Consider the following 20063-nt stretch of genomic DNA (forward strand, 5'->3'; position numbering starts at 1 on the left):
CGTCTCGCCGCCAACACGCCGCACTCCGGAGCCACTGACATGCATCGCGACCGCTACTACACCCTCGCCGCCTCCTGCCCCGACCGCAGCGGCATCATCGCCCGCGTCACCGGCTTCATCGCCGAGCACAAAGGTTGGATCCTCGAATCGAGCTTCCATTCCGACGAGGGCGACGAAGCCAACGGTGGCCGGCCCGCGCGCTACTTCATGCGCATGGAAGTGAAGGCCGACTCGCTGCCCTTCATGCTCGACGAGTTCCGCGCCCGCTTCGAACCGATCGCGCGCGAACTCGAAATGGACTGGAAGATCAGCGACAGCGCGGTGAAGAAGCGCGTCGTCATCCTGGTGTCGAAGCAGGAGCACTGCCTCTACGACCTGCTGGCGCGCTGGCAGTCGAAGGAACTCGACATCGAGATCCCCTGCGTCATCTCGAACCACGACACCTTCAAGGGCTTCGTCGAGTGGCACGGCATCCCCTTCCACCACGTGCCGGTGACCGCCGACAACAAGCCGCAGGCCTGGGCCGAGGTGCGGCGCCTGTTCGATGAGTCGCGCGGCGACACCATGGTGCTGGCGCGCTACATGCAGATCCTCTCGCCCGATCTCTGTGCCGCGCACCCGGGCAGGATCCTCAACATCCACCACAGCTTCCTGCCGTCGTTCGTCGGCGCCAGGCCCTACCATCAGGCCCATGAACGCGGCGTCAAGCTGATCGGCGCCACCTGCCATTACGTCACCGCCGAACTCGACCAGGGACCGATCGTCGAGCAGGACGTGATCCGCATCGACCACTCGGACTCGCCCGACGACATGGTGCGCTACGGCAAGGACATCGAGAAGACCGTGCTGGCGCGCGGCCTGCGCTACCACCTCGAGGACCGCGTGCTGGTCCACGGCAACAAGACCGTCGTCTTCCGCTAGGCCCCCGGACCGAAGGTCACTACCCGGTCGCGCCCGGTGGCCTTGGCGCGGTAGAGGGCGAAGTCCGCGGCGGAGAGCAGGGTATCGACCTTTTCCGCGCGCTGCGGCCGGACGCAGGCGACGCCGACGCTGATGGTGACATGGTCGGCGATGCGCGAGGCGGCATGCGGCATGTGCGACTCGCGTACCCGCTGGCACAACGTTTCGGCCAGGGTGGCGGCGCCATGGAGGTCGGTGCCCGGCAGCACCGCGACGAATTCCTCGCCGCCATAGCGGGCGACGAGGTCGCCGACGCGCTGGGCATTGTCGCGCAGCAGCGTGGCGATGCGCCTGAGGCAGTGGTCGCCTTCCTGGTGGCCGTAGTGGTCGTTGTATCCCTTGAAGAAATCGACGTCGATCATCAGCACCGCCAGCGGGTCCCCGCCGCGCTGGGCGCGGCGGAATTCGGCGACGACGAACTGGTCGAGGCGGCGGCGGTTGTACACCCCGGTGAGCGGATCGAGGTAGACCGTTTCGGCCAGCTCGGCATTGCGGTCGCGCAGGCGCTGCTCGCGACGGTGGATGGCCGTCTGGTCGATGAACTCGACCAGACAGAAACGCTCCGCCCCGACCTCGAGGCCGCGCACGACGGCGGCCACGGTGATCGCTGCCGCGCCGGCGGCGCGCGGGAAGGGATAGAGCGGCAGCGGCAGGTCGTTCAGGCGCGGCGACAGCAGCGAGGAGGCGCCGTCGGCAATGGCGCCGACGATGGCTTCGGCGATGCGCGAATCGCGCAGCTGCGGGCACCACTCGAAGAAGTCGAGATCGATGCGATCGGCACCGATCTGCGCGTCGTGCAGCGCCATCCATTCGTTCCACACCACGATGCGGCGGCGCGCGTCGAGCACGACGAGGCCCGTGCTGGCCTTGTCCGCCACCTGGGTCAGCAGGCCGAAGGGGATGCTGTCGCTGCGGAGGCGGCGGCTCATGCGTGACCTCCCTCACCGGCCAGCCCGATGTCCTCGAGATAGCGGTCGAACGCGTCGGCCAGCGCGGCATTGGCGCGGGCGTCGAGCAGGAAGGCGATGTAAGTGGCGAGATCGCGGCTCTCGACGGTCATGATCATGTGGATCATCAGCACGGCGCTGGCCGCGGCACCGCCGTGACTGGCGAGGACGTGCTCAGGCATGTCCAGCACGTAGTCGGGCGGCGCCGTACGCAGCTGCATATGCAGCTGGTTCGCCAGCACCGCCATGCAGGCGTTGAGCAGGATGTTGCCGACCTCGGATATCGCCTCTTCCTCGAGTTCCGACAGGTCTTCCTCGCCGACCAGGCCGCCGACGGCGAGGCGCACCACCTCGAGCGCGCGTGACTGCGGGAACAGCAGCAGGGCATGTGCCGCGAGATCGCCCTCGAAGCGCTGCACCACGGCGGCGACGCGTTCGTCGGCCAAGGCCTTGATGCGGGCGATGGCACCGTCGGCCGCCAGCAGTTCCAGCTGCGGCGCGGTCACCACGATGGTCTCCTGCATCAGTCGCGACAGGCTGACCGCCGCGCGCGCCAGCGCGACGTTGAAGGCCTCGAGCAGGGCGTCGTGCTGCAGCGGCCGCGACATCAGCGGGGTCTCCTGCATCCGGCCAGCAGCTCGCCGACCAGGGCCTCCGTGATCGGCTTGGCCAGGAAGCGCAGGCCGAGGCGCCTGGCCTCGGCGACGACCGCATCCTGGAAGTTGGCGGTGAGCAGCGCCATGTCGAGTTCGGGGCAGCGCTGACGCAGCTCGGCGGCGATCTCGAGGCCGGTGCGGCCGGGCATGTTGTTGTCGAGCGTCACCAGGTCCGGCCGCTCGCGCGTGACCGCGTCCACGGCCGTCAGGGCATCGTCGACCTCGATCACCGTCGCCGTGGGCTGATGGGCGAGGATCATCTTGCGCAGCATCAGCCGCGAAACGCGGCTGTCGTCCACGATCACCACCCTGGGCGGCCGTGCCGTGGTGCCCCGCAGGTGCTGCACGACGTCGGCCGCCGACTGCGGCCGCTGGAACATGAAGCCCTGTGCCGTGGTGCAGCCGAAGCGGCCGAGGATGTCGAAATGCTCGGCATCCTCGACGCCCTCGGCCACGGTGTCCATGCCCAGCCGCCCGGCCAGCGCGAGGATGGCCTCGACCACGGCCGCGGCGGCGCGGTCGGTCGGCGCCGCCTGCACGAAGCTGCGGTCGACCTTGATCACGTCCAGCGGCAATCGCGTCAGGCTGACCATCGACGAGAAGCCCGTGCCGAAATCGTCGAGCGCCAGCCGCAGCCCCAGCGCCTTGAGGCCGTGGAGTTGCGCCACCGCCGCCTCGTCGTCGTGCACCAGCACGCTTTCGGTCAGCTCGAGCACCAGACGCGCCGGCGGCAGCCCGGTTTCGGCCAGGATCCGCGACAGCATCGCGGTGAAGTCGGGATCGGCGAGTTGGCGGCCGGAGACGTTCACGGCGACCTCCTCCAGCGCGATGCCCTCGCCGAGCCAGGCCATCGCCTGGGTACAGGCCGTGCGCAGCACCCAGGCGCCGATGTCGCCGATGAACCCCGCCTCCTCGGCGATCGGAATGAACTCGACCGGCGAGATGTCGCCATGTTCGGGGTGCTGCCAGCGCAGCAGCGCCTCGACGCCGACCGGCTGGCAGTCGCGCACGCGCACCAGCGGCTGGTAATGGACTGCCAGTTGCCCGGCGGCGAGCGCGCCGCGCAGGTCCTCCTCGAGCCGCAGGCGGCGCGTCAGCGCGCGGTCGCGATCGGCGTCGTAGAAATGCAGCGCACGACCTTCGGCGCCCTCCATCAGCAGCGCCGCCCGCGCCGCCTTGACCGTCGCCTGGCAGCTGTCGCCATCCTGCGGGAACAGCGCCAGCCCGCCGGCCGGCTGCAGGTGGAAAGGCTGCCCGCCGGCATCGAAGGGGGCTTGCAGCGCCTCGATCAGGTGCTCGGCGGCATCGGCGATCTCCTCCGGCTTCGCGGCGTGACGGAAGAGCACGCACAGCTCGTCGGTGGTGATGCGGGCGAGTTCCGGCACCGGCTGGAAGGTGGCGCAGGCGGCCCGCAGGCGCTCGGTGATGCCGACCAGGATGCGATCGGCCGCCTCCTGCCCGAGCGAATCGCGGGCGCGGCGCATGCGATCGAGGCTCAGCAACAGCACCGGCACCAGCCGCCCGGTGGCGCCGGCGACGGCGGCCTCGCGCTCGAGCACCGCCGAAAAGGCCGGGCGGTTGTGCATGCCGGTGAGCGGGTCGTGGCGTGTCAGCCAGTCGGCCTGCGCCTGCGCCGAGCGCAGGTCGGTGACGTCGAGCACGCTGCCGCGCAGCAGCGCAGTGCCGTTTTCCTCTACGGCCTGGATCTGCACGCGCATGCAGCGCCGGCTCAGCGTCCACACCTCGGTGGTCTGCAAGTCGCCGCCCTCCATCGCGGCCGTGGCGAGGACGAGCATGCGCTTCCAGTCATCCTCGTTGAAGGCGGGCATCAGCTGGCGCAGGCGCGCCTGGTCGTCACCGCTGAGACCCAACAGCGCCGGGAGGTTGGCCGACGGGTAGAAGCGGCGCGACTCGATCAGGTATTCGAAGCTGCCGAGGCCGGCCAGGCGCTGCGCCTGCTGCTGTCGCGCCTCGCTTTGCGTCAGATCGCGCAGCGCCTGCGCCGCATGGAGGATGAAGCGGATGCGATGCGGCAGCATCTGCCAGTTGATCGGTTTGGCGAAGAAGTCGGTGGCACCGGCAGCGAAGGCGAGGTCGATCGACTCGCGGTCGTCCTGGCCGGTGATCATCACGATGGGCACGGTGCGTGCGTCCGGACGCCGACGCAAGCGGCGGCAGGTCTCGATGCCGTCGATGCCCGGCATCAGCAGGTCGAGCAGCACCAGGTCGGGTCGCAGGCGGTTGAAGGCCTCGAGCCCCGTCTCGCCGTCGCCGGCCTCATGCACCTCGAGGCCGAGGCCGGCCAGCGCCGCCGCGAGCATCATGCGCATCAGCTCGTCGTCGTCGACGATGAGTGCGGTCGGAACCGGCGCGTTCATCCGGGATAACGCTCCTTCAGTTGCTGCCATGAGAGGTTGGCCACTGCCGGCAGATAGGCGGCCAGTGCCACCATGCGCTGCAGGTTGCCGTCACGCGCGGCAAACTCGAGTTCGCGCGCCGTATGCGACAGGCGCATGGCGCCGACCTGGGCGGCCGCCGACTTCAAGGTGTGGGCGGCGCGGCGCACGGTCTCCAGATCGCTGGCGTCGACCTGCTGCAGCCTGGTGAGGCTGGTGTCGAGGGTGCGGCGGAAAGTCTCGAGAATGCGCTGCAGGAACACGGCCTGCGGCTGCCCCGGCAGCGAGGCCAGCAGATCCTCGATCCGGGTGGGATCGAGCATGGGCGCCTGCTCCGCTTCAACCTCCGCCGCCACCGCGGCGGCCGGCGGCAGCGGCCTGGCACTTGCTGCCGGCGTCACGATCACCGCGTCGGGCAGGTGGCGGTGCAGGGTGGCCGCCAGGTCGCCCAGCAGGACGGGCTTGACGAGGAAATCGTTCATGCCGACCTCGAAGCAGCGGCGGCGCTCCTCGTCGAGCGCATGCGCGGTCAACGCAACGATAGGGATCGGCACGCGGCCCTCGGCGTGCTCGATCTCGCGGATCTGGCGCGTGGCCTCATAACCGTCGAGGCGCGGCATCTGGCAGTCCATCAGGATCAGGTCGGCATCGCGGAAGGCTTCGAGCGCGCCCATGCCGTCGTAGGCGGTGATCACGCTGACCCCGCCCAGCTCCTCGAGCATCGCCTGCGCCACCAGGCGGTTGGTCGGATTGTCCTCGACCAGCAGCACCCGCATCGCGCCGACCGCGGTCGGCTCCGGTGCCGACCGCGCTGCGCCGGGCGCGGCGGCGAGGGCGAACGGCAGGACCACCGTGAATATCGAGCCGCCGTCGGCGCGTCCGCGCAGGGAGATCTCGCCGCCCATGAGATCGGTCAGCTGCTTGCAGATGGCCAGGCCGAGGCCGCTGCCGCCGAAGCGGCGCGACATCGAATCATCGGCCTGGCTGAAGGCGGCGAACATGCGGTCGCGCGCCTCCACGGCGATGCCGATGCCGGTATCGATCACCTCGAACACCAGACGGGTGCGGCCGCTACTGTCGCCGCCGCGCGCGTCGACGCGGACGACGACGCCGCCGTTGTCGGTGAACTTGATCGCGTTGCTGACGAGATTGCTCAGGATCTGCCGCAGGCGCAGCGGGTCGCCGTGCACGAAGCGCGGCACGTCGGGCGCGACGTCGCAGTCGAAGCGGATGCCCTTCTCCTGCGCGCGCTGGGAGAAGAGGAAGCCGACTTCATGCACGGTGCCCGGCAGGTCGAAGGGAATGTCCTCGAGGCGGATGCGCCCCGACTCGCCGCGGGCGAAATCGAGCACGTCGTTGAGCAGGGACAGCAGCCCCTCGCCGGCGTGCTGCAGCGCCTCGACATATTCGCGCTGGCGCGCCGACAGCTCGCTGGCGAGCAGCAGCTGCGCCAGACCGAGAACGCCGTTCATCGGCGTGCGGATCTCGTGGCTCATGTTGGCGAGGAACTGGGTCTTGGCGCTGCTGGCCTCCTCGGCCACCGCCAGCGCCATGCGCAGGTCGGCGGTGCGCTCCGTCACCTTCGCCTCGAGCTCGTCGCGATGCCGGCGCAGCTCGGTGTCGGACAGCTCGATCTGCGCGAGCATGGCGTTGAAGCGGTCGATCAGGTGGCCGATCTCGTCGTCGCTGGTCTTGTTCACGCGCAGCCCATACTGGCGGGAAACGGTGATCGCCTCGGCCGTGCGGTCGAGCTCGGCGATGGGCGCGGTGATGAAACGGCGCATGCGCCCCGCGATCATCGAGGACACGGCCAGGCCCAGCAGCAGCGCGAGGACGTACCACGCCTGGTTCGTCCATAGTTCCGCCCACATGGGCTCGAGGCTGACATGCACCTCGAGATAGCCCAGCATCTCCTTGTCGAGCATCACCACCTGGCGCAGCTGCACCGAGCTGCCCAGCAGCCAGCGCGGCGGCGGCTGCATGTCCAGCGGCGTCATCTGCGGCCAGGGCTGCAGCACCCGCGTCACCACGGCCAGCTCGCTGCCGTCGGGCCGCAGCAGGCGGGCGCCGAGAATGTCCTGGCGTTTCAACAAGCTCTCCAGCTGGACGCGGCCGCCACGCTGGTCGTTGAAGACGAGGTAGGGCTGGCTGTACTCGGCGGTCAGGTTCATCAGGGCGCCGAGGTTGCCGACCAGGTTGCGCTGTTCCTGCAGCACCTCGGTGGTGGTGATCAGCGCCGCACTGGCGAGCAGTGCCGATCCCGCGACGATCAGGGCGAAGCGCATCAGCCGCTGCTGGATGGTGCCGCTGATACCCAGCAGCCGGTCCCCCAGGCGGGGCGAATGATCCCGTGGTTTGAGCACTTCCATCATTGTCCCTTGACCTGCCGCGCCAGCCGCAAAAGCTGGGCCGACAGCCGGATGCCGCCGCGCCGTGCGGCCTCGAGGTTGACATCGAAGCGGACGCGGCGCTCGGCGACGGCGATGCCTATGATACCGCCGGCATCGATGAAACCGTCGCTGTCGCCGAACGTCAGCGCCCCCTGCGCCTCGGCAAGCGCGCGCCGCGGTTCGGGCGCGTCGGGCATCAGCACCAGCAAATGGCAGGGCCGCAGCAACGGCAACGTCGTCCCGCTCCGCACCTCGAGCTTCCGTCCCTGCAGCGTCTTACCCTCGAGCTCGAGCAGCGCGGTACCGAGCGTGCCCGATCCGCCGGGCGTGCCGAGCACGCAGAGGCGCAGCGGCGCTCCCGCCGGCAGAAGCTCGGCCGGCCACTCGGCGAACTTGGCGACGTTGAAGATGAACGCCGCCTTGACCTCCGCCTCGGCATACTGGGCGAACGCTGCCGGCGCCGACAGCAACGCCAGCAGGACCGATCCGAGGTGGGTGAGGCGGCAGCGCATGTCAGAAGCGGGCGACCGCCTTGAGCCGGAAGGTCCGGCCGTCCTGGGCGAAGCGCTCGCGCACGATGCCGGTTATTGCCGTGAGCGCGGTATCCACCGGTGCCGGGTCGTCGTAGCGCTTGTCGAACAGGTTGTAGACCGAGGCGGAAAGATCCCAGGCCGAACTGCGCGGCCGGTAGGACAGGGTGAAATTGGCGATGCCATGGCCGCCGATGTCGGCGGTGTTGGAAGCCGCCTTGCGCGCCGCGAGGCCGCGCAGCTCGAGCGCGGCGTACCAGCCGTCGCTGCCCAGGGGCAGGCCGGCGTTCACCTGAACCAGGCCGGCGGGCGCATTGTCCGGCCGCAGGCCGTCCTCGCGCAGGAACTGGCCGCTGTAGCTGCCGCGCAGCATGGCGCCGCCCTGCCAGCGCCGCTCGAGTTCGAGTTCGACGCCGTTGCCCCAGACGTCTGCGGCATTGACGTTGATCTGCGTCACCGGGTCGAGGCTGATCGGGTCGCGCACGCGGTAGCGGTAGAGCGAGCCGGCGAAGCGTGTGCCCTCGCCCAGCCTGCTCTCCCACACCGCCTCGAGCGTTTGCATGCGCTCGGCTCCAAGGTCGGGATTGCCGTAGAGACCGGCGGGTACGTACTGGCGCTCGTAGGCGTTGGCGTTGCGGTAGGCGGTGCCGTAGAGCAGCTTCACGGTGTTGGCGGGGTCGAGCTGATGCACCAGCGCCAGCCGCGGGCTGGTGAAACGTTTGCTGTCCTCGGCCACGTCGTGGCGCAGGCCCAACATCAGGGTAGTGGCGGCACCGAGCGTGATCTCGTCCTGAGCGTAGATGCCGGTGCGATGACTGGTGGCGTCGGTGTCGAGGTAGACGGTGCCATCGTCGTCAGCGTTGCGCTGGTATTGGCGGGTATTGCCGGTATAGGCGAGGCCGACGACCCACTTCTGCCCGGCCCAGGCCGTCGAGGTCAGGCGCGCTTCGCTTCCCCACCATTCGCCGCGTTGCTTGTCGCGGTTGATCATGCGCGAGGGCCCGCCGCTGGCGCTGTAGTCGTAGGGCAGGGTGCTGTCGTAGCGGTACTGGCCGCCGAACAGGCGGAAGTCGAGTTCGTTGTGCTCGCCGAAGCGGTGCTTCGCGGCCAGCTCGCCCAGGGTGTAGCCGTCGTCCTCGCGATGTCCGTCGTCGCCGGGAATCGTGCCGTAGGACCCCGATGGCACGTGCTTGTAGCGCTGGCTGTGCATCAGCGTGCCCTGCCACTCGCCCAGGCGCAGCCGGCCGAGAAAGCGCTGCTGGCGCTCGGCGTCGGCGCCGTCGGGGCTCGTCACACCCGGTGCGACGTCGGGGAATTCGTACTGCCCGCCGCGGCTGTCGAAGCCGCTGGCCGAGGCCATCCATTCGACGTCGCCGGAGCGCTTGCCGGCCGAAGCGCGCAGGCGGCTCGTCCGCCGGCTGCCCGCATCCGCCGCCAGCTCGGCGCCGTCGAAGGAGGCGCCGTTGCGCATGACGAGGTTCACCACGCCGAACAGGGCGTTGCCGCCGTAGATCGAGGCGCCGGGGCCGCGCACGATCTCGACGCGCTCGATGAGGTCGAGATCGAGCGGAAATTCCTCGCCCGCCAGCACGCTGTCGTAGATGTTGTCGTTGACCCGCATGCCGTCGACGAGGAAGAGGATGCGGTTGTTGTAGTCGCCGGGCGGGGCGAAGCCGCGCACGCCGAGATAGCGGTAGCTGCGGTCGTAGATGGCGTGGAAGCCGCGCTGCGCCGCCAGCAGTTCGGACAGGGTGCGCCAGCCGAAGCGGCGGATGTCCTCGCGCGAGACCACGGTCACCGCCGAGGGCGCCGCCGTGCCCGATTGCGGGTACTTCGAGGCGCTGACCACCTCGACCTTGAGCAGGTCCTCGAGCGGGAGCTCGGTCAGATCGTGCGCGGCGGCTGCCACGATGGACGGAAACGCCAGCGCGGCGAGCACCGCAGGCAGGCAGGCGTTGGCCGGAATGAAGCGAGCGATTTTCATACGGCCACCTCAGCAGCGCGCCAGTAGACCCTGGGCCGCCTCCGCAGGCTGCGGCTGCCCGAAAAGAAAGCCCTGCACCTCCTCGCAACCCTCGGCGCGCAGAAAGGCCAACTGCTCCTCGGTCTCGACGCCCTCGGCGACGGTGCCGAGGCGCAGGCTGCGCGCAAGCTGGATCACGGCGCGGACGATCGCGGCATCGTCGGGGTCGCTGCCGATGTCGCGGACGAAGCCCTGATCGATCTTGAGCTTGTCGACGGCGAAGCGCTTGAGGTAGGCGAGCGAGGAATAACCGGTACCGAAGTCGTCGATGGACAGGCCGACACCGAGGTTCTTGAGGGCCCGCACCGTCGCCAGCGTGTGTTCGACATCCTGCAGCAGGATCGACTCGGTCAACTCCAGCTCGAGCAGCGACGGTGGAACCCCGGTTTCGGCAAGGACCGCGGCGACGCTATCGACGAGGCTGGAGCGGTGGAACTGCAGCGCCGAGAGATTGATCGAGACCGGCGGCACCGCGAAACCGGCCGCACGCCACGCCGAGATCTGGCGGCAGGCCTCCTCCATCACCCAGGAGCCGATGGGGATGATCAGGCCGCAGTCCTCGGCGACCGGGACGAAGCGGGCCGGGGCGATCTCGCCGAGTTCGGGATCGTTCCAGCGCAGCAGCGCCTCGAAGCCGGTGAGCCGGGTGCCGTCGATGCTGTACTTGGGTTGATAGACGAGATGGAACTGGGCGTTCACCGGCGCGCGGTGCAGGTGGCTCTGCAGGCGCATGTGCTCGCGCACCCGGGCGTTCATGGCCTCGGTGAAGAAGCGGTAGGTGTTGCGGCCGGCGGCCTTGGCGTTGTACATCGCCGTATCGGCCTTCTGCAGCAGGCTGTCGAAGTCGCGGCCGTCGGCCGGATAGAGCGCGATGCCGATGCTGCCGCCGCTGTTGAGCACGTGGTCATCGATACGGAAGGGTTCGATCAGGCGCAGCAGCACTTCGCCGGCGACGCGTTCCGCCGTGCCGGGATCGGGGAGGTCATGGAGCAGCACGATGAACTCGTCGCCACCCTGGCGGCTGACGGTGTCGGTGTCGCGCACGCACTGGTCGAGGCGCTGCACCACGGCCTTGAGCAACTCGTCGCCCAGGGCATGGCCGAGGCTGTCGTTGACAGCCTTGAAGTTGTCAAGGTCGATGAACAGCATTGCCAGGCTGGAGCCGTTGCGCTCGCAATAGGCGCGGGCGTGCTCGAAGCGGTCGCGCAGCAGCACGCGGTTGGGCAGGCCCGTCAGCGCGTCGTGATGGGCGAGGAACTCGATGCGTGCCTCGGTCTGCTTGCGTTCGCTGATGTCGCGGATGGTGGTGATGAGGTGCGCCTCGTCGCCGAGGCGCACCGGCGTGAGGTTCACCTCGGCGTCGAACAGCGTGCCGTCCATGCGGCGGTGGCGCCACTCGTAGACTCCCGTGTCCCCTGCCTGCGCGCCGGCGAGCCGCGCCTGGGCGACGTCGGCCGAAGGTTGGCTGTCGGTCTGTTGCGGCGGCGACAGTTGGGCGATCGACTGGCCGATGATCTGCCGGCATTCGCAGCGGAACATGCGGCAAATGGCGTCATTGCAGTCGACCACCGTGTCGCCGCGCAGCACCGCGATGCCGTCGCCCGAGGCCTCGAACAGCGCGCGATAGCGCGCCTCGCTCTCGCGCTGCGCCTGCTCGGCACGCTCGAGTTCGCTCAGGTCGACGTCGAGGCAGAACAGCGTGGTGCCCTGGTCGGGGGTATCGACCACGGTGTGGCTCGAGTAGACGGGGACGCCATATCCACCCTTGTGCATCAGCTCAAGGCGCCCGGCGGGAATGCCCTGCTTGTTCTCGAACATCCAGTCGATGGCGCCCCTGACCTCGGCACGGGCCGCGGGCGGAATGATCAGATCGAGCAGGCTGCGCCCGGTGGCCTCGGCCGCGGTGTAGCCATAAAGATTCTCGGAGGCCTGGTTCCAGTAGGTCACCGTGCCGTCGGAAGCGTAGCCCTGGATGGCGAGGGCATCGACGTTTTCGAAGATGCCGCGGAAGCGTGCCTCGCTGGCGCGCAGCGCATTCTCCGCCGCCTTGCGCTCGGAGATGTCGACGAAGGTGACGACGGCGCCGACGAGTTCGCCGTCGCGAACCATCGGGTGCGACCAGTATTCGACGGGAAAGCTGCTGCCGTCGACGCGCCAGTGCACTTCGTCCTCGACGTGGGTGCTCTGGCCCTCGAGCGTGGACAGCCGCACATGGCATTGCCCCTTCGGGTAGGGCCGGCCGTCGGGATAGGAATGATGGATCAGTTCATGCAGGCTCTTGCCGACGAGGTCCGCCTCGCGCTCGTAGCCGAGCATGCGCAGGCAGGCCTTGTTGGCGAAGGTGCAGATGCCCTTAGTGTCGGCGCCGTAGATCGCCTCGGCCGCGTTATCGAGGATCAGCCGCAGCCGCTCCTGGCTGTTGCGCAGCGCCGCCTCGGCCAGGTGCTGCGCCGTGACGTCCTGGCAGGCGCCATAGAGCCGGTGGCGCCGGACGTCGTCCTCGACGCGGACATAGCAGCGCAGCCAGCGCAGGCTGCCGTCGGCATGGTTGATGCGAAGCGTGAAGTCGCGCGATTCGCCCGGTCCGAGCTGCGTCACGTTGCGCTCGAACACCGGCTGGTCATCGGTCACCACCGAACAGCGCCAGCAGCCGCGCGCGATCAGCTCGTCGTTGCTGTAGCCGAATACGCCCCTGGCCTGGCCCGCACACCAGTCGATGCGGAACGTTCCATCGGCGTCGCGAACGCAGGAAAAGATGAAGTCGCTGGTGATCGAAGTGATGCGCCGGTGACGTTCCTCGTTGATGCGCAGGTTCGTCTCGGCCTGCTGCCGCACCAGCTCGGCGCCGGCGCGGGCGGCGAGGATGCGCATGCCGGCCTCGATGGTGCGCGAGTATGGCATCGGCTTGCGGCTGACCAGCACGATGAGCCCCACCACCTCGCCGCGCCCGTCGAGCACCGGCTCGCCGATGTAGGCCTCGGCGTGCCGCGTCTGCAGGTCGCCGTCGCGCGGGAACAGCTGCTGCACATGGTCGCTGTAGCACTTGTGCGCCTTCTGCAGCACGTGCTCGCAGGGCGTGCCGGCGAGCGCGTAGACGTAGCCGGGCTCGAGCCGGGCACCGTCGGCCCAGGCCGCGACGACGCGTACCTTGGCCGGGTCCGGCTCGAGCAGCGCGAGATGGACGTAGTCGACGTCGAAGATGCGGGCCGCGAATTGCACCAGGGCGTCGAAACAGCCGCCGGGGTGGTGCTGCGAGACGAAGTCGGCGGTCGACCGCAGCGTGGTCTCGAGCGTCCGGTGTTCGGTGACGTTGCGGGCGATGCCGAGCACGCCGATCAGCCGGCCCGCGGCATCAAGCATCGGCGTCTTGATGGTTTCGAGCAGCTCGCGGTGACCGTCGTCGGCATAGGTCACCCATTCCTCGTTGACGCTGGGCCCGCCGGCGGCGATGGCCATGCGGTCGTGTTCGCAGAAGGCGTCGGCCAGATCCTTGTCGAAGAGGTCGTGATCGGTCTTGCCGACGATATCGGCTTCCGGCGCGCCGAAGACCCGCTCGCAGCGCGAATTGCAGGCCAGATAGACGCCGTTGTCATCCTTGAGCCAAGCCAGCTCGGGAATGGTCCGCACAAGGGCGCGCAACATGTCCCACCGCTCGGCGAGCAGCGCAGGCAGGTCCCGGGCTGACGGTGCAGGTGGCGGTTTCATGACGACTGCGATCGGCGGGCCGCTGGCGCAGGGCCGGACACAAAATCCCCCTTTGATGCTGGAACTGGCGATCCCATTCTAGTCCTGGCCGGCCGGACCGGCGCATGGTCGCGCGGCGACGCCGAATCGTGACGTGCGCCAAAAAAAGCGGGCACCGTTGCCGGTGCCCGAAGATCGCTAGAGGAGGAAACTTTCCCTCCGGCCCCCAGCGTGGGGGTCGGGGGTGGATGCTTAGTGGTGGTAGGCCGATTCGCCGTGGGACACGATGTCGAGACCCTCGCGCTCCTCGTCTTCCGCCACGCGCAGGCCGACGAAGATGTCGACGATCTTGTAGCAGACGAAGGCCGTGACGCCGGACCAGACGAGGGTGATGCCCACGCCCGTGGCCTGGATGACGACCTGGCCCATGATGTCGTAGTTCTCGGCGACCTTGTTGGCGACGTAGTCGTAGATGCCGGTGCCGCCGAGGCTGGGCGCCGCGAACACGCCGGTGAGCAGGGAGCCGAGGATGCCGCCGACGCCATGCACGCCGAAGACGTCGAGCGAGTCGTCCGCGCCGAGCAGCTTCTTCAGGCCATTGACGCCCCAGAGGCAGATCACGCCGGCCAGCAGGCCGATCACCAGCGCACCGACCACGCCGACGAAGCCGGCGGCCGGGGTGATGGCGACCAAGCCGGCAACCGCGCCGGAGGCCGCGCCGAGCATCGAGGGCTTGCCCTTGATCAGCCATTCCGCCACCATCCAGGACATCGCCGCCATGGCCGTGGCCAGCCAGGTGTTGACGAAGGCCAGTGCGGCCGTGCCGTTGGCTTCGAGCGCCGAGCCGGCGTTGAAGCCGAACCAGCCGAACCACAGCAGCGACGCGCCGATCATGGTGAAGGTGAGCGAGTGCGGGGCCATCGAGTCCTTGCCGTAGCCGACGCGCTTGCCGACCATGTAGGCGCCGATCAGGCCGGCGATGGCGGCGTTGATATGCACCACCGTGCCGCCGGCGAAATCGAGTGCGCCCTTCTGGAACATGTAGCCCGCGGTGGCATTGAGCTTGTCGGCCGCCTCGGCGCTGACGTAGCCGTCCGGACCGGCCCAGTACCAGACGACATGCGCGATCGGCAGGTAGCTGAAGGTGAACCAGAGCACGGTGAACAGCAGCACCGCCGAGAACTTGATGCGCTCGGCGAAGGCGCCGACGATCAGGCCGCAGGTGATGGCTGCGAACGCGCCCTGGAAGGCGACGTAGATGAACTCGGAGATCACCACGCCCTTGCTGAAGGTGGCGGCGACCGAATCCGGCGTAATGCCCTTCAAGAACAGCTTGTCGAGGCTGCCGAAGAAGGCGTTGCCCTCGGTGAAGGCGACGCTGTAGCCATAGACGGCCCACAGCACGCTGATCACCGAGAAGATGACGAACACCTGCATCAGCACCGACAGCATGTTCTTGGTGCGCACCAGGCCGCCGTAGAACAGCGCGAGGCCGGGGATGCTCATCAGGATGACCAGCGCCGTGGCGACGATCAGCCAGGCGTTGTCGCCCTTGTTGGGCACGGGGGCGGGAGCGGCGGCCGCAGGAGCGGCGGGCGCCGCGGCAGCGGTGGCCGGAGCAGGCGCCGTGGCCGGCTTGGCCTCGGCGGCCATGCCACTCATGCCGGACATGCCGGCCGGGGCGGCCTGCGCCATCAACATCGGCGAGGCGGGTTCGGCGACCGCTGCCCCGCCGAAGGCGAGGCTCGCGGCCGCGAGCAGGATTCCTAGAAATTTCTTCATGACATTTCTCCTGGCAGTCTCAAATCAGAGCGCTTCGTCGCCGGACTCGCCGGTACGGATGCGGATGCATTGTTCGAGGTTGAAGACGAAAATCTTGCCGTCGCCGATCTTGCCGGTGCTGGCGGATTTCTCGATGGCTTCGATGCAGCCGTCGAGCATGTCGTCCCTGACGGCGGCCTCGAGCTTCACCTTGGGCAGGAAATCGACGACGTACTCGGCGCCGCGATACAGCTCGGTGTGGCCCTTCTGGCGGCCGAAACCCTTGACCTCGGTGACGGTGATGCCCTGCACGCCGACGGCGGCGAGGGCTTCGCGCACCTCGTCAAGCTTGAACGGCTTGATGATGGCGGTTACCAGTTTCATGTCTGCTCCTTATGGGCTGGGGTCATTCATTGGGACGCACTCCGCGCGGTCCCGCTACGTGCGACCTACTGCACGGACCGTGCCAGCATGAAAAACCTCTTAAAAACATGTCGTTGAGAATCACGGGGCGGTACCGCGCAATTGCGGCGCACTAAATTGCGCCTCGCTGCGGGGTGATCGCACCAGTTTGGTGCCATCGCTGGGTGCCCGGGGCGGCATGCTAGACTTTTGTCATCGTCATCACGCTTTCATGCCCAAGCCGACCGCCATGCTCGACCCCAAAGCCCTCGAAGAATTCAGCGCCAGGTTCTCGGCCCTGATCAAAGCCACCCCGGCCGGCGATCTCGAAAAGAACGTCAAGGCCTTCCTCGGCAGCGGACTCGCCCGCCTCAATCTGGTGACGCGCGAGGAGTTCGAGGTGCAGCGCGACGTGCTGGCCGAAACGCGACGCCGCATCGCCGCCCTCGAGGCGCGCGTCGGCGAGCTCGAAGCGAAGATCAACAGCAAGTAGTCGGAACGATGTCGCTCGCCGTGCTGAGGAGCCGCGCGCTCGCCGGCATGGCGGCGCCAGAGGTCACGGTCGAAGTCCATCTCGCCGCCGGCCTGCCCTCGTTCACGCTGGTCGGCCTGCCCGACACCGAAGTCAAGGAAGCGCGCGACCGCGTGCGCGCCGCGATCCAGAACGCGCATTTCGAATTCCCGGCGCGGCGCATCACCGTCAACCTGGCACCGGCCGACCTGCCCAAGGAATCGGGCCGCTTCGACCTGCCGATCGCGCTGGGGATCCTCATCGCCTCGGGCCAGATCAAGGCACCTGAGCTCGATCGCCACGAATTCGCCGGCGAACTCTCGCTCTCTGGCGAGCTGCGGCCGGTGCGCGGCGCGCTGGCGATGTGCGTCGCCGCCGCAGGCGGTGGCCGCAGCTTCGTGCTGCCGCGCGCGTCGGCCGCCGAGGCGGCGCTGATCGACGGCATCGTCGCGCTGCCGGCCGGCTCGCTGCTCGAAGTCTGCGCCCACCTGGCAGGACAGGCTGCGCTCGCGCCACTCGCCGTGCCGCCGGCGCCGACTTTTTCCGGCCATCCCGATCTCGCCGAGGTCAAGGGTCAGGCGCAGGCGAAGCGCGCACTCGAGGTCGTCGCCGCCGGCGGCCATTCGCTATTGATGAGCGGCCCGCCCGGCAGCGGCAAGTCGATGCTGGCGCAGAGGTTGCCGGGCATTCTGCCGCCGATGACGCGCGACGAGGCGCTGGCCAGCGCGGCGGTGCAGTCGCTCGCCGGCCTCTTCGACCCGGCGCGCTGGGGCCAGCGGCCGTTCCGCGCGCCGCACCACACGGCGTCCGCCGCGGCGCTGGTCGGCGGCGGCGGCATGCCGCGGCCCGGCGAGATTTCGCTCGCGCATCACGGCGTGCTCTTCCTCGACGAACTGCCGGAGTTCCAGCGCAGCGTGCTCGAGGCGCTGCGCGAACCGCTCGAGACCGGCCATATCCACGTCGCCCGCGCCGCGCGCCGCGCCGAGTTCCCGGCGCGCTTCCAGCTCGTCGCGGCGATGAACCCCTGCCCCTGCGGCTATCTCGGCGAGGCACGCTGCCGCTGCACGCCGGACCAGGTGGCGCGATACCGCAGCAAGCTCTCCGGCCCCTTCCTCGACCGCATCGACCTGATGCTCGAGGTGCCGGCAGTGCCGGAGGCCGAGCTCTCCGCGCGCGGCGCGGGCGAGACATCGGCCGTCGTGCGCAGCCGCGTCGCCGCCGCGCGCGAGCGGCAGATCGTGCGCCAGGACAAGTCCAACGCCCTGCTGTCCCCCGACGAGATCGACCGTTACTGCCTGCCCGACTGCGCCGGCGCGCAGCTCCTGAAGCAGGCGATGACACATCTGCGGCTCTCGGCGCGCGCCTACCATCGCGTGCTCAAGGTCGCACGCAGCGTCGCCGACCTCGCCGGCGAGGAAATGATCCGCGGCCCGCACGTGGCCGAGGCGATCCAGTACCGCAGGGGATTTGCCTAGGCGGCCTGCCTGCAGTGGCTCTCGCGCGCGAACAGCAGCCCGACGAGGGCGACGGCGACGGTGACGAACAGCAGCGCGAAGCCGGCCTGGTAGGCCGCCGCGTCGTAGATGCGCGCGCCGTTGGCGAGCGTGCCGCTCCAGTGGCGATCGAGCATCCAGCCGACCGCGGGCTGCAGGAACATGCCGCCCATCAGCGGGCCCATGTTGGCCACGCCCGAGGCCGTGCCCATCAGCCGCAGCGGCACCGATTCCTTGGCCCAGGCGAAGCCGATGATGATGTTGCCCGAGGCGAGGCCGGTGATCGCAAGCAGCACCACCAGCGCCGGCAAGGACAGCGGCGCCCAGATCACCGCGGCCCAGCCGGCCGCCGCGACGATGCCGCTGGTGAAATAGAGCGGCTTGCGCCGGCCACTGCGCGTGGAGAGCGCGCCGAGCAGCGGCCCGCCGATGCCCCAGGCGACGAGCATCACCGAGGTGATCGCGGCGGCGGCCTTCGGCTCGAGTCCATGCACCTGCCGCAGCCAGGGCACGCCCCAGAGTCCGGCGAAGGTCAGCACCGCACCGGAAAAGCCGACCGGAACCAGGGCCAGCAGCCAGATGTTGCGGTAGGACAGCACCTCGGCCAGGCTGTGCAGGATCGGCGCGTGCTCGTGCGGCGCATCATGCTTGCCGTGGAAGTGGCTGGCGTAGCCGCGCTCTTCGGGATCGTCGCGCAGGAACAGCCACAGCGCAACAGCCAGCGCGGCGGTGAGCGCGGCGAAGGCCGCCATCACGTCGCGCCAGCCGTAGGCATCGACCAGCAAACGCAAGGGCACGCCGGCGCCGACGCCGCCGACCAGCCCCGTCAGCAGCAGCAGGCCCGAGACCAGCGCGAACTGGCGCGGCGCGATCCAGTGCGAGGAGAGCTTGAGCATGGAGACGAAGCCGACGCCGATCGAGGCGCCGACGAGCAGCCGCCCGGCGCCGGCCCAGGCGAGGCTGGGCGCCAGCGCGAACAGCGCGCCGCCGACCGCCGCCACCGCCGTGCCCAGCGCCAGCAACCGGCGCGGCCCCCAGCGATCGGCGAGCAGCCCGGTCGGGATCTGCATCGCGACGTAGGCGTAGAAGTAGAAGGCCGAAAGGTTGCCGAGCGCCGCGCCGCCGATGGCGAACTCGGCCATCAGCTGATCGGTCATCACCGCCGGCGCGACGCGCTGGAAGAAGGCGATCAGGTAAACCAGCGAGCCGAGGCCCCAGATGGCCCAGGCGAGCCTGGCCGGCGGGTGGATCACGCCGCGAACCTTTGCGCCCACCAGAGCCGGGCGCGCAGGCCGAGTTCGGTGGCGTAGCCGACGAGCTGGAAGCGGATGTTGCCGCGGCCATCGACGATGAAGTGGGTCGGCACGCCGCGCACCTTCCAGTCGGAGGCAAGGCGGCCATCGGCGTCCACCGCCGCCGTGAAGCCGAGCTCACGCTCCTTGAGATGTTTCGCCACCGCCGCGGCGTCGCCCGACTGCATCGCGACCGTCAGCGTCGGCCAGTCGCGCGCGACGGCGTCGATATTGCCCTCCTCGGCCTTGCACACCGGGCACCAGGTCGCCCAGAAGGCGACCAGCACGGGCCGGCCGTCGGCGGTCTCGAGCACATCGGTCAGCGAGGTGACCCGCCCGTCGACGAGCGTCCCCGCCAGCGCCGGGGCGGGCCCCACCGGCAAGTCGCGCGCCTGCCAGAGCTGCACGGCGACGACGATGCCGACGATGAGCAGAGCTTCGAGCAACCAGCGCTTCCAGCGCGTGCGGACCGCGGACAGAAATGAGGCGGGAGTCATCGCCCGGCATGTTAGCCGAGTCGACCGGCGCCGTGCCCTACACTTCCTGCGGTCGCCGCTAATACGCCCCGCAGGACGTACCCTTGGGGTACCGACTTTTCACGCGCTCAGCACTGTTCCCAGGGCAGCCCCTCGAAACGCCAGCCGTTCACCGAACCGCGATGATGGGTGTCGTCGAGTTCGCCCTCGAAGCCGTGCAGCACGTTGTAGACGCGGGTGAAACCGGCGGCCTCGAGCGCATTGCCGGCATCGATCGAGCGGTTGCCGCTGCGGCAGATCAGCACCACCGGACGGTCATGGACGTGGCCGGCGTATTTCTTCACTTCGCCGACGAAGTGCGGGTTCACTTCCCAGTCCGGCCCGTCGTTCCACGAGACGTGCAGCACGCCGGCGGGGTGGCCGACGAAGAGGAATTCCATCTCGCTGCGGCAGTCGACGAACAGCGCCTTGGGGTTGTGGTGCAGGAATTCTGCGGTCTCTTTTGGAGTCAGGTGTTCCATGTTGCTCTCCTTTTTGGGGGA

At 69.0% G+C, this 20063-nt stretch carries 15 protein-coding genes; 3 read left to right on the top strand and 12 right to left on the bottom strand.

Annotation, left to right across the window (positions count from 1 at the left end; translation table 11 throughout):
• Positions 1–39: 39 nt before the first annotated feature.
• A complete protein-coding gene (gene purU, locus EJE94_RS03350) occupies positions 40–921 on the top strand; it encodes a formyltetrahydrofolate deformylase (RefSeq protein ID WP_121240056.1) in 882 nt (293 codons plus the stop codon).
• Here the strand turns inward: purU and EJE94_RS03355 are convergent.
• The 9 genes from EJE94_RS03355 to glnK form a co-directional block, all read right to left on the bottom strand.
• Positions 918–1889 carry a diguanylate cyclase gene (locus EJE94_RS03355; protein WP_121240057.1) on the bottom strand — a complete coding sequence of 324 codons (972 nt, stop codon included), beginning with the start codon at positions 1887–1889 and terminating at the stop codon, positions 918–920. The genes purU and EJE94_RS03355 overlap by 4 nt on opposite strands.
• Positions 1886–2515: a hypothetical protein gene (locus EJE94_RS03360; RefSeq protein ID WP_147435831.1), complete on the bottom strand. Its 630-nt coding sequence runs from the start codon at positions 2513–2515 to the stop codon at positions 1886–1888. The genes EJE94_RS03355 and EJE94_RS03360 overlap by 4 nt, the downstream gene beginning before the upstream one ends.
• Positions 2515–4941 (bottom strand): EAL domain-containing protein, encoded by a 2427-nt coding sequence (locus EJE94_RS03365; protein ID WP_165904749.1) that lies wholly within the window; start codon positions 4939–4941, stop codon positions 2515–2517. The genes EJE94_RS03360 and EJE94_RS03365 overlap by 1 nt, the downstream gene beginning before the upstream one ends.
• Positions 4938–7328, bottom strand: coding sequence for an ATP-binding protein (locus EJE94_RS03370; protein WP_121240060.1), 2391 nt, complete (start codon positions 7326–7328; stop codon positions 4938–4940). Before EJE94_RS03370 ends, EJE94_RS03365 begins: the two co-directional genes overlap by 4 nt.
• On the bottom strand, positions 7328–7861 hold the full coding sequence (locus tag EJE94_RS03375) for a YfiR family protein (RefSeq protein ID WP_121240061.1): 534 nt from the start codon (positions 7859–7861) through the stop codon (positions 7328–7330). Before EJE94_RS03375 ends, EJE94_RS03370 begins: the two co-directional genes overlap by 1 nt.
• 1 nt (position 7862) lies before the next feature.
• Complete coding sequence (locus tag EJE94_RS03380) at positions 7863–9863, bottom strand: TonB-dependent receptor plug domain-containing protein (protein WP_121240062.1); 2001 nt, start codon at positions 9861–9863, stop codon at positions 7863–7865.
• Positions 9864–9872: 9 nt separating this feature from the next.
• A complete protein-coding gene (locus tag EJE94_RS03385; protein WP_121240063.1) occupies positions 9873–13607 on the bottom strand; it encodes a PAS domain S-box protein in 3735 nt (1244 codons plus the stop codon).
• Between the two features lie 231 nt (positions 13608–13838).
• A complete protein-coding gene (locus EJE94_RS03390) occupies positions 13839–15368 on the bottom strand; it encodes an ammonium transporter (protein WP_121240064.1) in 1530 nt (509 codons plus the stop codon).
• 24 nt (positions 15369–15392) lie between these two features.
• Complete coding sequence (gene glnK, locus EJE94_RS03395; protein WP_121240065.1) at positions 15393–15731, bottom strand: P-II family nitrogen regulator; 339 nt, start codon at positions 15729–15731, stop codon at positions 15393–15395.
• Positions 15732–15981: 250 nt separating this feature from the next.
• Here glnK and EJE94_RS03400 point away from each other — a divergent pair, with 250 nt between their 5' ends.
• Complete coding sequence (locus tag EJE94_RS03400; protein ID WP_306307951.1) at positions 15982–16242, top strand: accessory factor UbiK family protein; 261 nt, start codon at positions 15982–15984, stop codon at positions 16240–16242.
• A gap of 8 nt (positions 16243–16250) precedes the next feature.
• Positions 16251–17735, top strand: coding sequence for a YifB family Mg chelatase-like AAA ATPase (locus EJE94_RS03405; protein ID WP_121240066.1), 1485 nt, complete (start codon positions 16251–16253; stop codon positions 17733–17735).
• Here the strand turns inward: EJE94_RS03405 and EJE94_RS03410 are convergent.
• The 3 genes from EJE94_RS03410 to EJE94_RS03420 form a co-directional block, all read right to left on the bottom strand.
• Positions 17732–19006: an MFS transporter gene (locus EJE94_RS03410; protein ID WP_207855672.1), complete on the bottom strand. Its 1275-nt coding sequence runs from the start codon at positions 19004–19006 to the stop codon at positions 17732–17734. The two genes, EJE94_RS03405 and EJE94_RS03410, sit on opposite strands and share 4 nt — an antisense overlap.
• Positions 19003–19491: a protein disulfide oxidoreductase gene (locus tag EJE94_RS03415; RefSeq protein WP_207855674.1), complete on the bottom strand. Its 489-nt coding sequence runs from the start codon at positions 19489–19491 to the stop codon at positions 19003–19005. The genes EJE94_RS03410 and EJE94_RS03415 overlap by 4 nt, the downstream gene beginning before the upstream one ends.
• Positions 19492–19649: 158 nt before the next feature.
• Positions 19650–20042, bottom strand: a complete 393-nt coding sequence (locus EJE94_RS03420) for a rhodanese-like domain-containing protein (protein WP_121240068.1) — start codon at positions 20040–20042, stop codon at positions 19650–19652.
• Positions 20043–20063 lie beyond the last annotated feature (21 nt).

Origin of the sequence: Sulfurisoma sediminicola, assembly GCF_003865015.1 — a bacterium.
GTDB classification, from domain to species: domain Bacteria; phylum Pseudomonadota; class Gammaproteobacteria; order Burkholderiales; family Rhodocyclaceae; genus Sulfurisoma; species Sulfurisoma sediminicola.

Coding starts and splice junctions, on each gene's coding strand:
- purU (WP_121240056.1), top strand. CDS start 40: ATGCATCGCGACCGCTACTACACCCTCGCCGCCTCCTGCCCCGACCGC.
- EJE94_RS03420 (WP_121240068.1), bottom strand. CDS start 20,042: ATGGAACACCTGACTCCAAAAGAGACCGCAGAATTCCTGCACCACAAC.
- EJE94_RS03360 (WP_147435831.1), bottom strand. CDS start 2,515: ATGTCGCGGCCGCTGCAGCACGACGCCCTGCTCGAGGCCTTCAACGTC.
- EJE94_RS03405 (WP_121240066.1), top strand. CDS start 16,251: ATGTCGCTCGCCGTGCTGAGGAGCCGCGCGCTCGCCGGCATGGCGGCG.
- EJE94_RS03380 (WP_121240062.1), bottom strand. CDS start 9,863: ATGAAAATCGCTCGCTTCATTCCGGCCAACGCCTGCCTGCCTGCGGTG.
- glnK (WP_121240065.1), bottom strand. CDS start 15,731: ATGAAACTGGTAACCGCCATCATCAAGCCGTTCAAGCTTGACGAGGTG.
- EJE94_RS03385 (WP_121240063.1), bottom strand. CDS start 13,607: ATGAAACCGCCACCTGCACCGTCAGCCCGGGACCTGCCTGCGCTGCTC.
- EJE94_RS03355 (WP_121240057.1), bottom strand. CDS start 1,889: ATGAGCCGCCGCCTCCGCAGCGACAGCATCCCCTTCGGCCTGCTGACC.
- EJE94_RS03375 (WP_121240061.1), bottom strand. CDS start 7,861: ATGCGCTGCCGCCTCACCCACCTCGGATCGGTCCTGCTGGCGTTGCTG.
- EJE94_RS03390 (WP_121240064.1), bottom strand. CDS start 15,368: ATGAAGAAATTTCTAGGAATCCTGCTCGCGGCCGCGAGCCTCGCCTTC.
- EJE94_RS03370 (WP_121240060.1), bottom strand. CDS start 7,328: ATGGAAGTGCTCAAACCACGGGATCATTCGCCCCGCCTGGGGGACCGG.
- EJE94_RS03365 (WP_165904749.1), bottom strand. CDS start 4,941: ATGAACGCGCCGGTTCCGACCGCACTCATCGTCGACGACGACGAGCTG.
- EJE94_RS03400 (WP_306307951.1), top strand. CDS start 15,982: ATGCCCAAGCCGACCGCCATGCTCGACCCCAAAGCCCTCGAAGAATTC.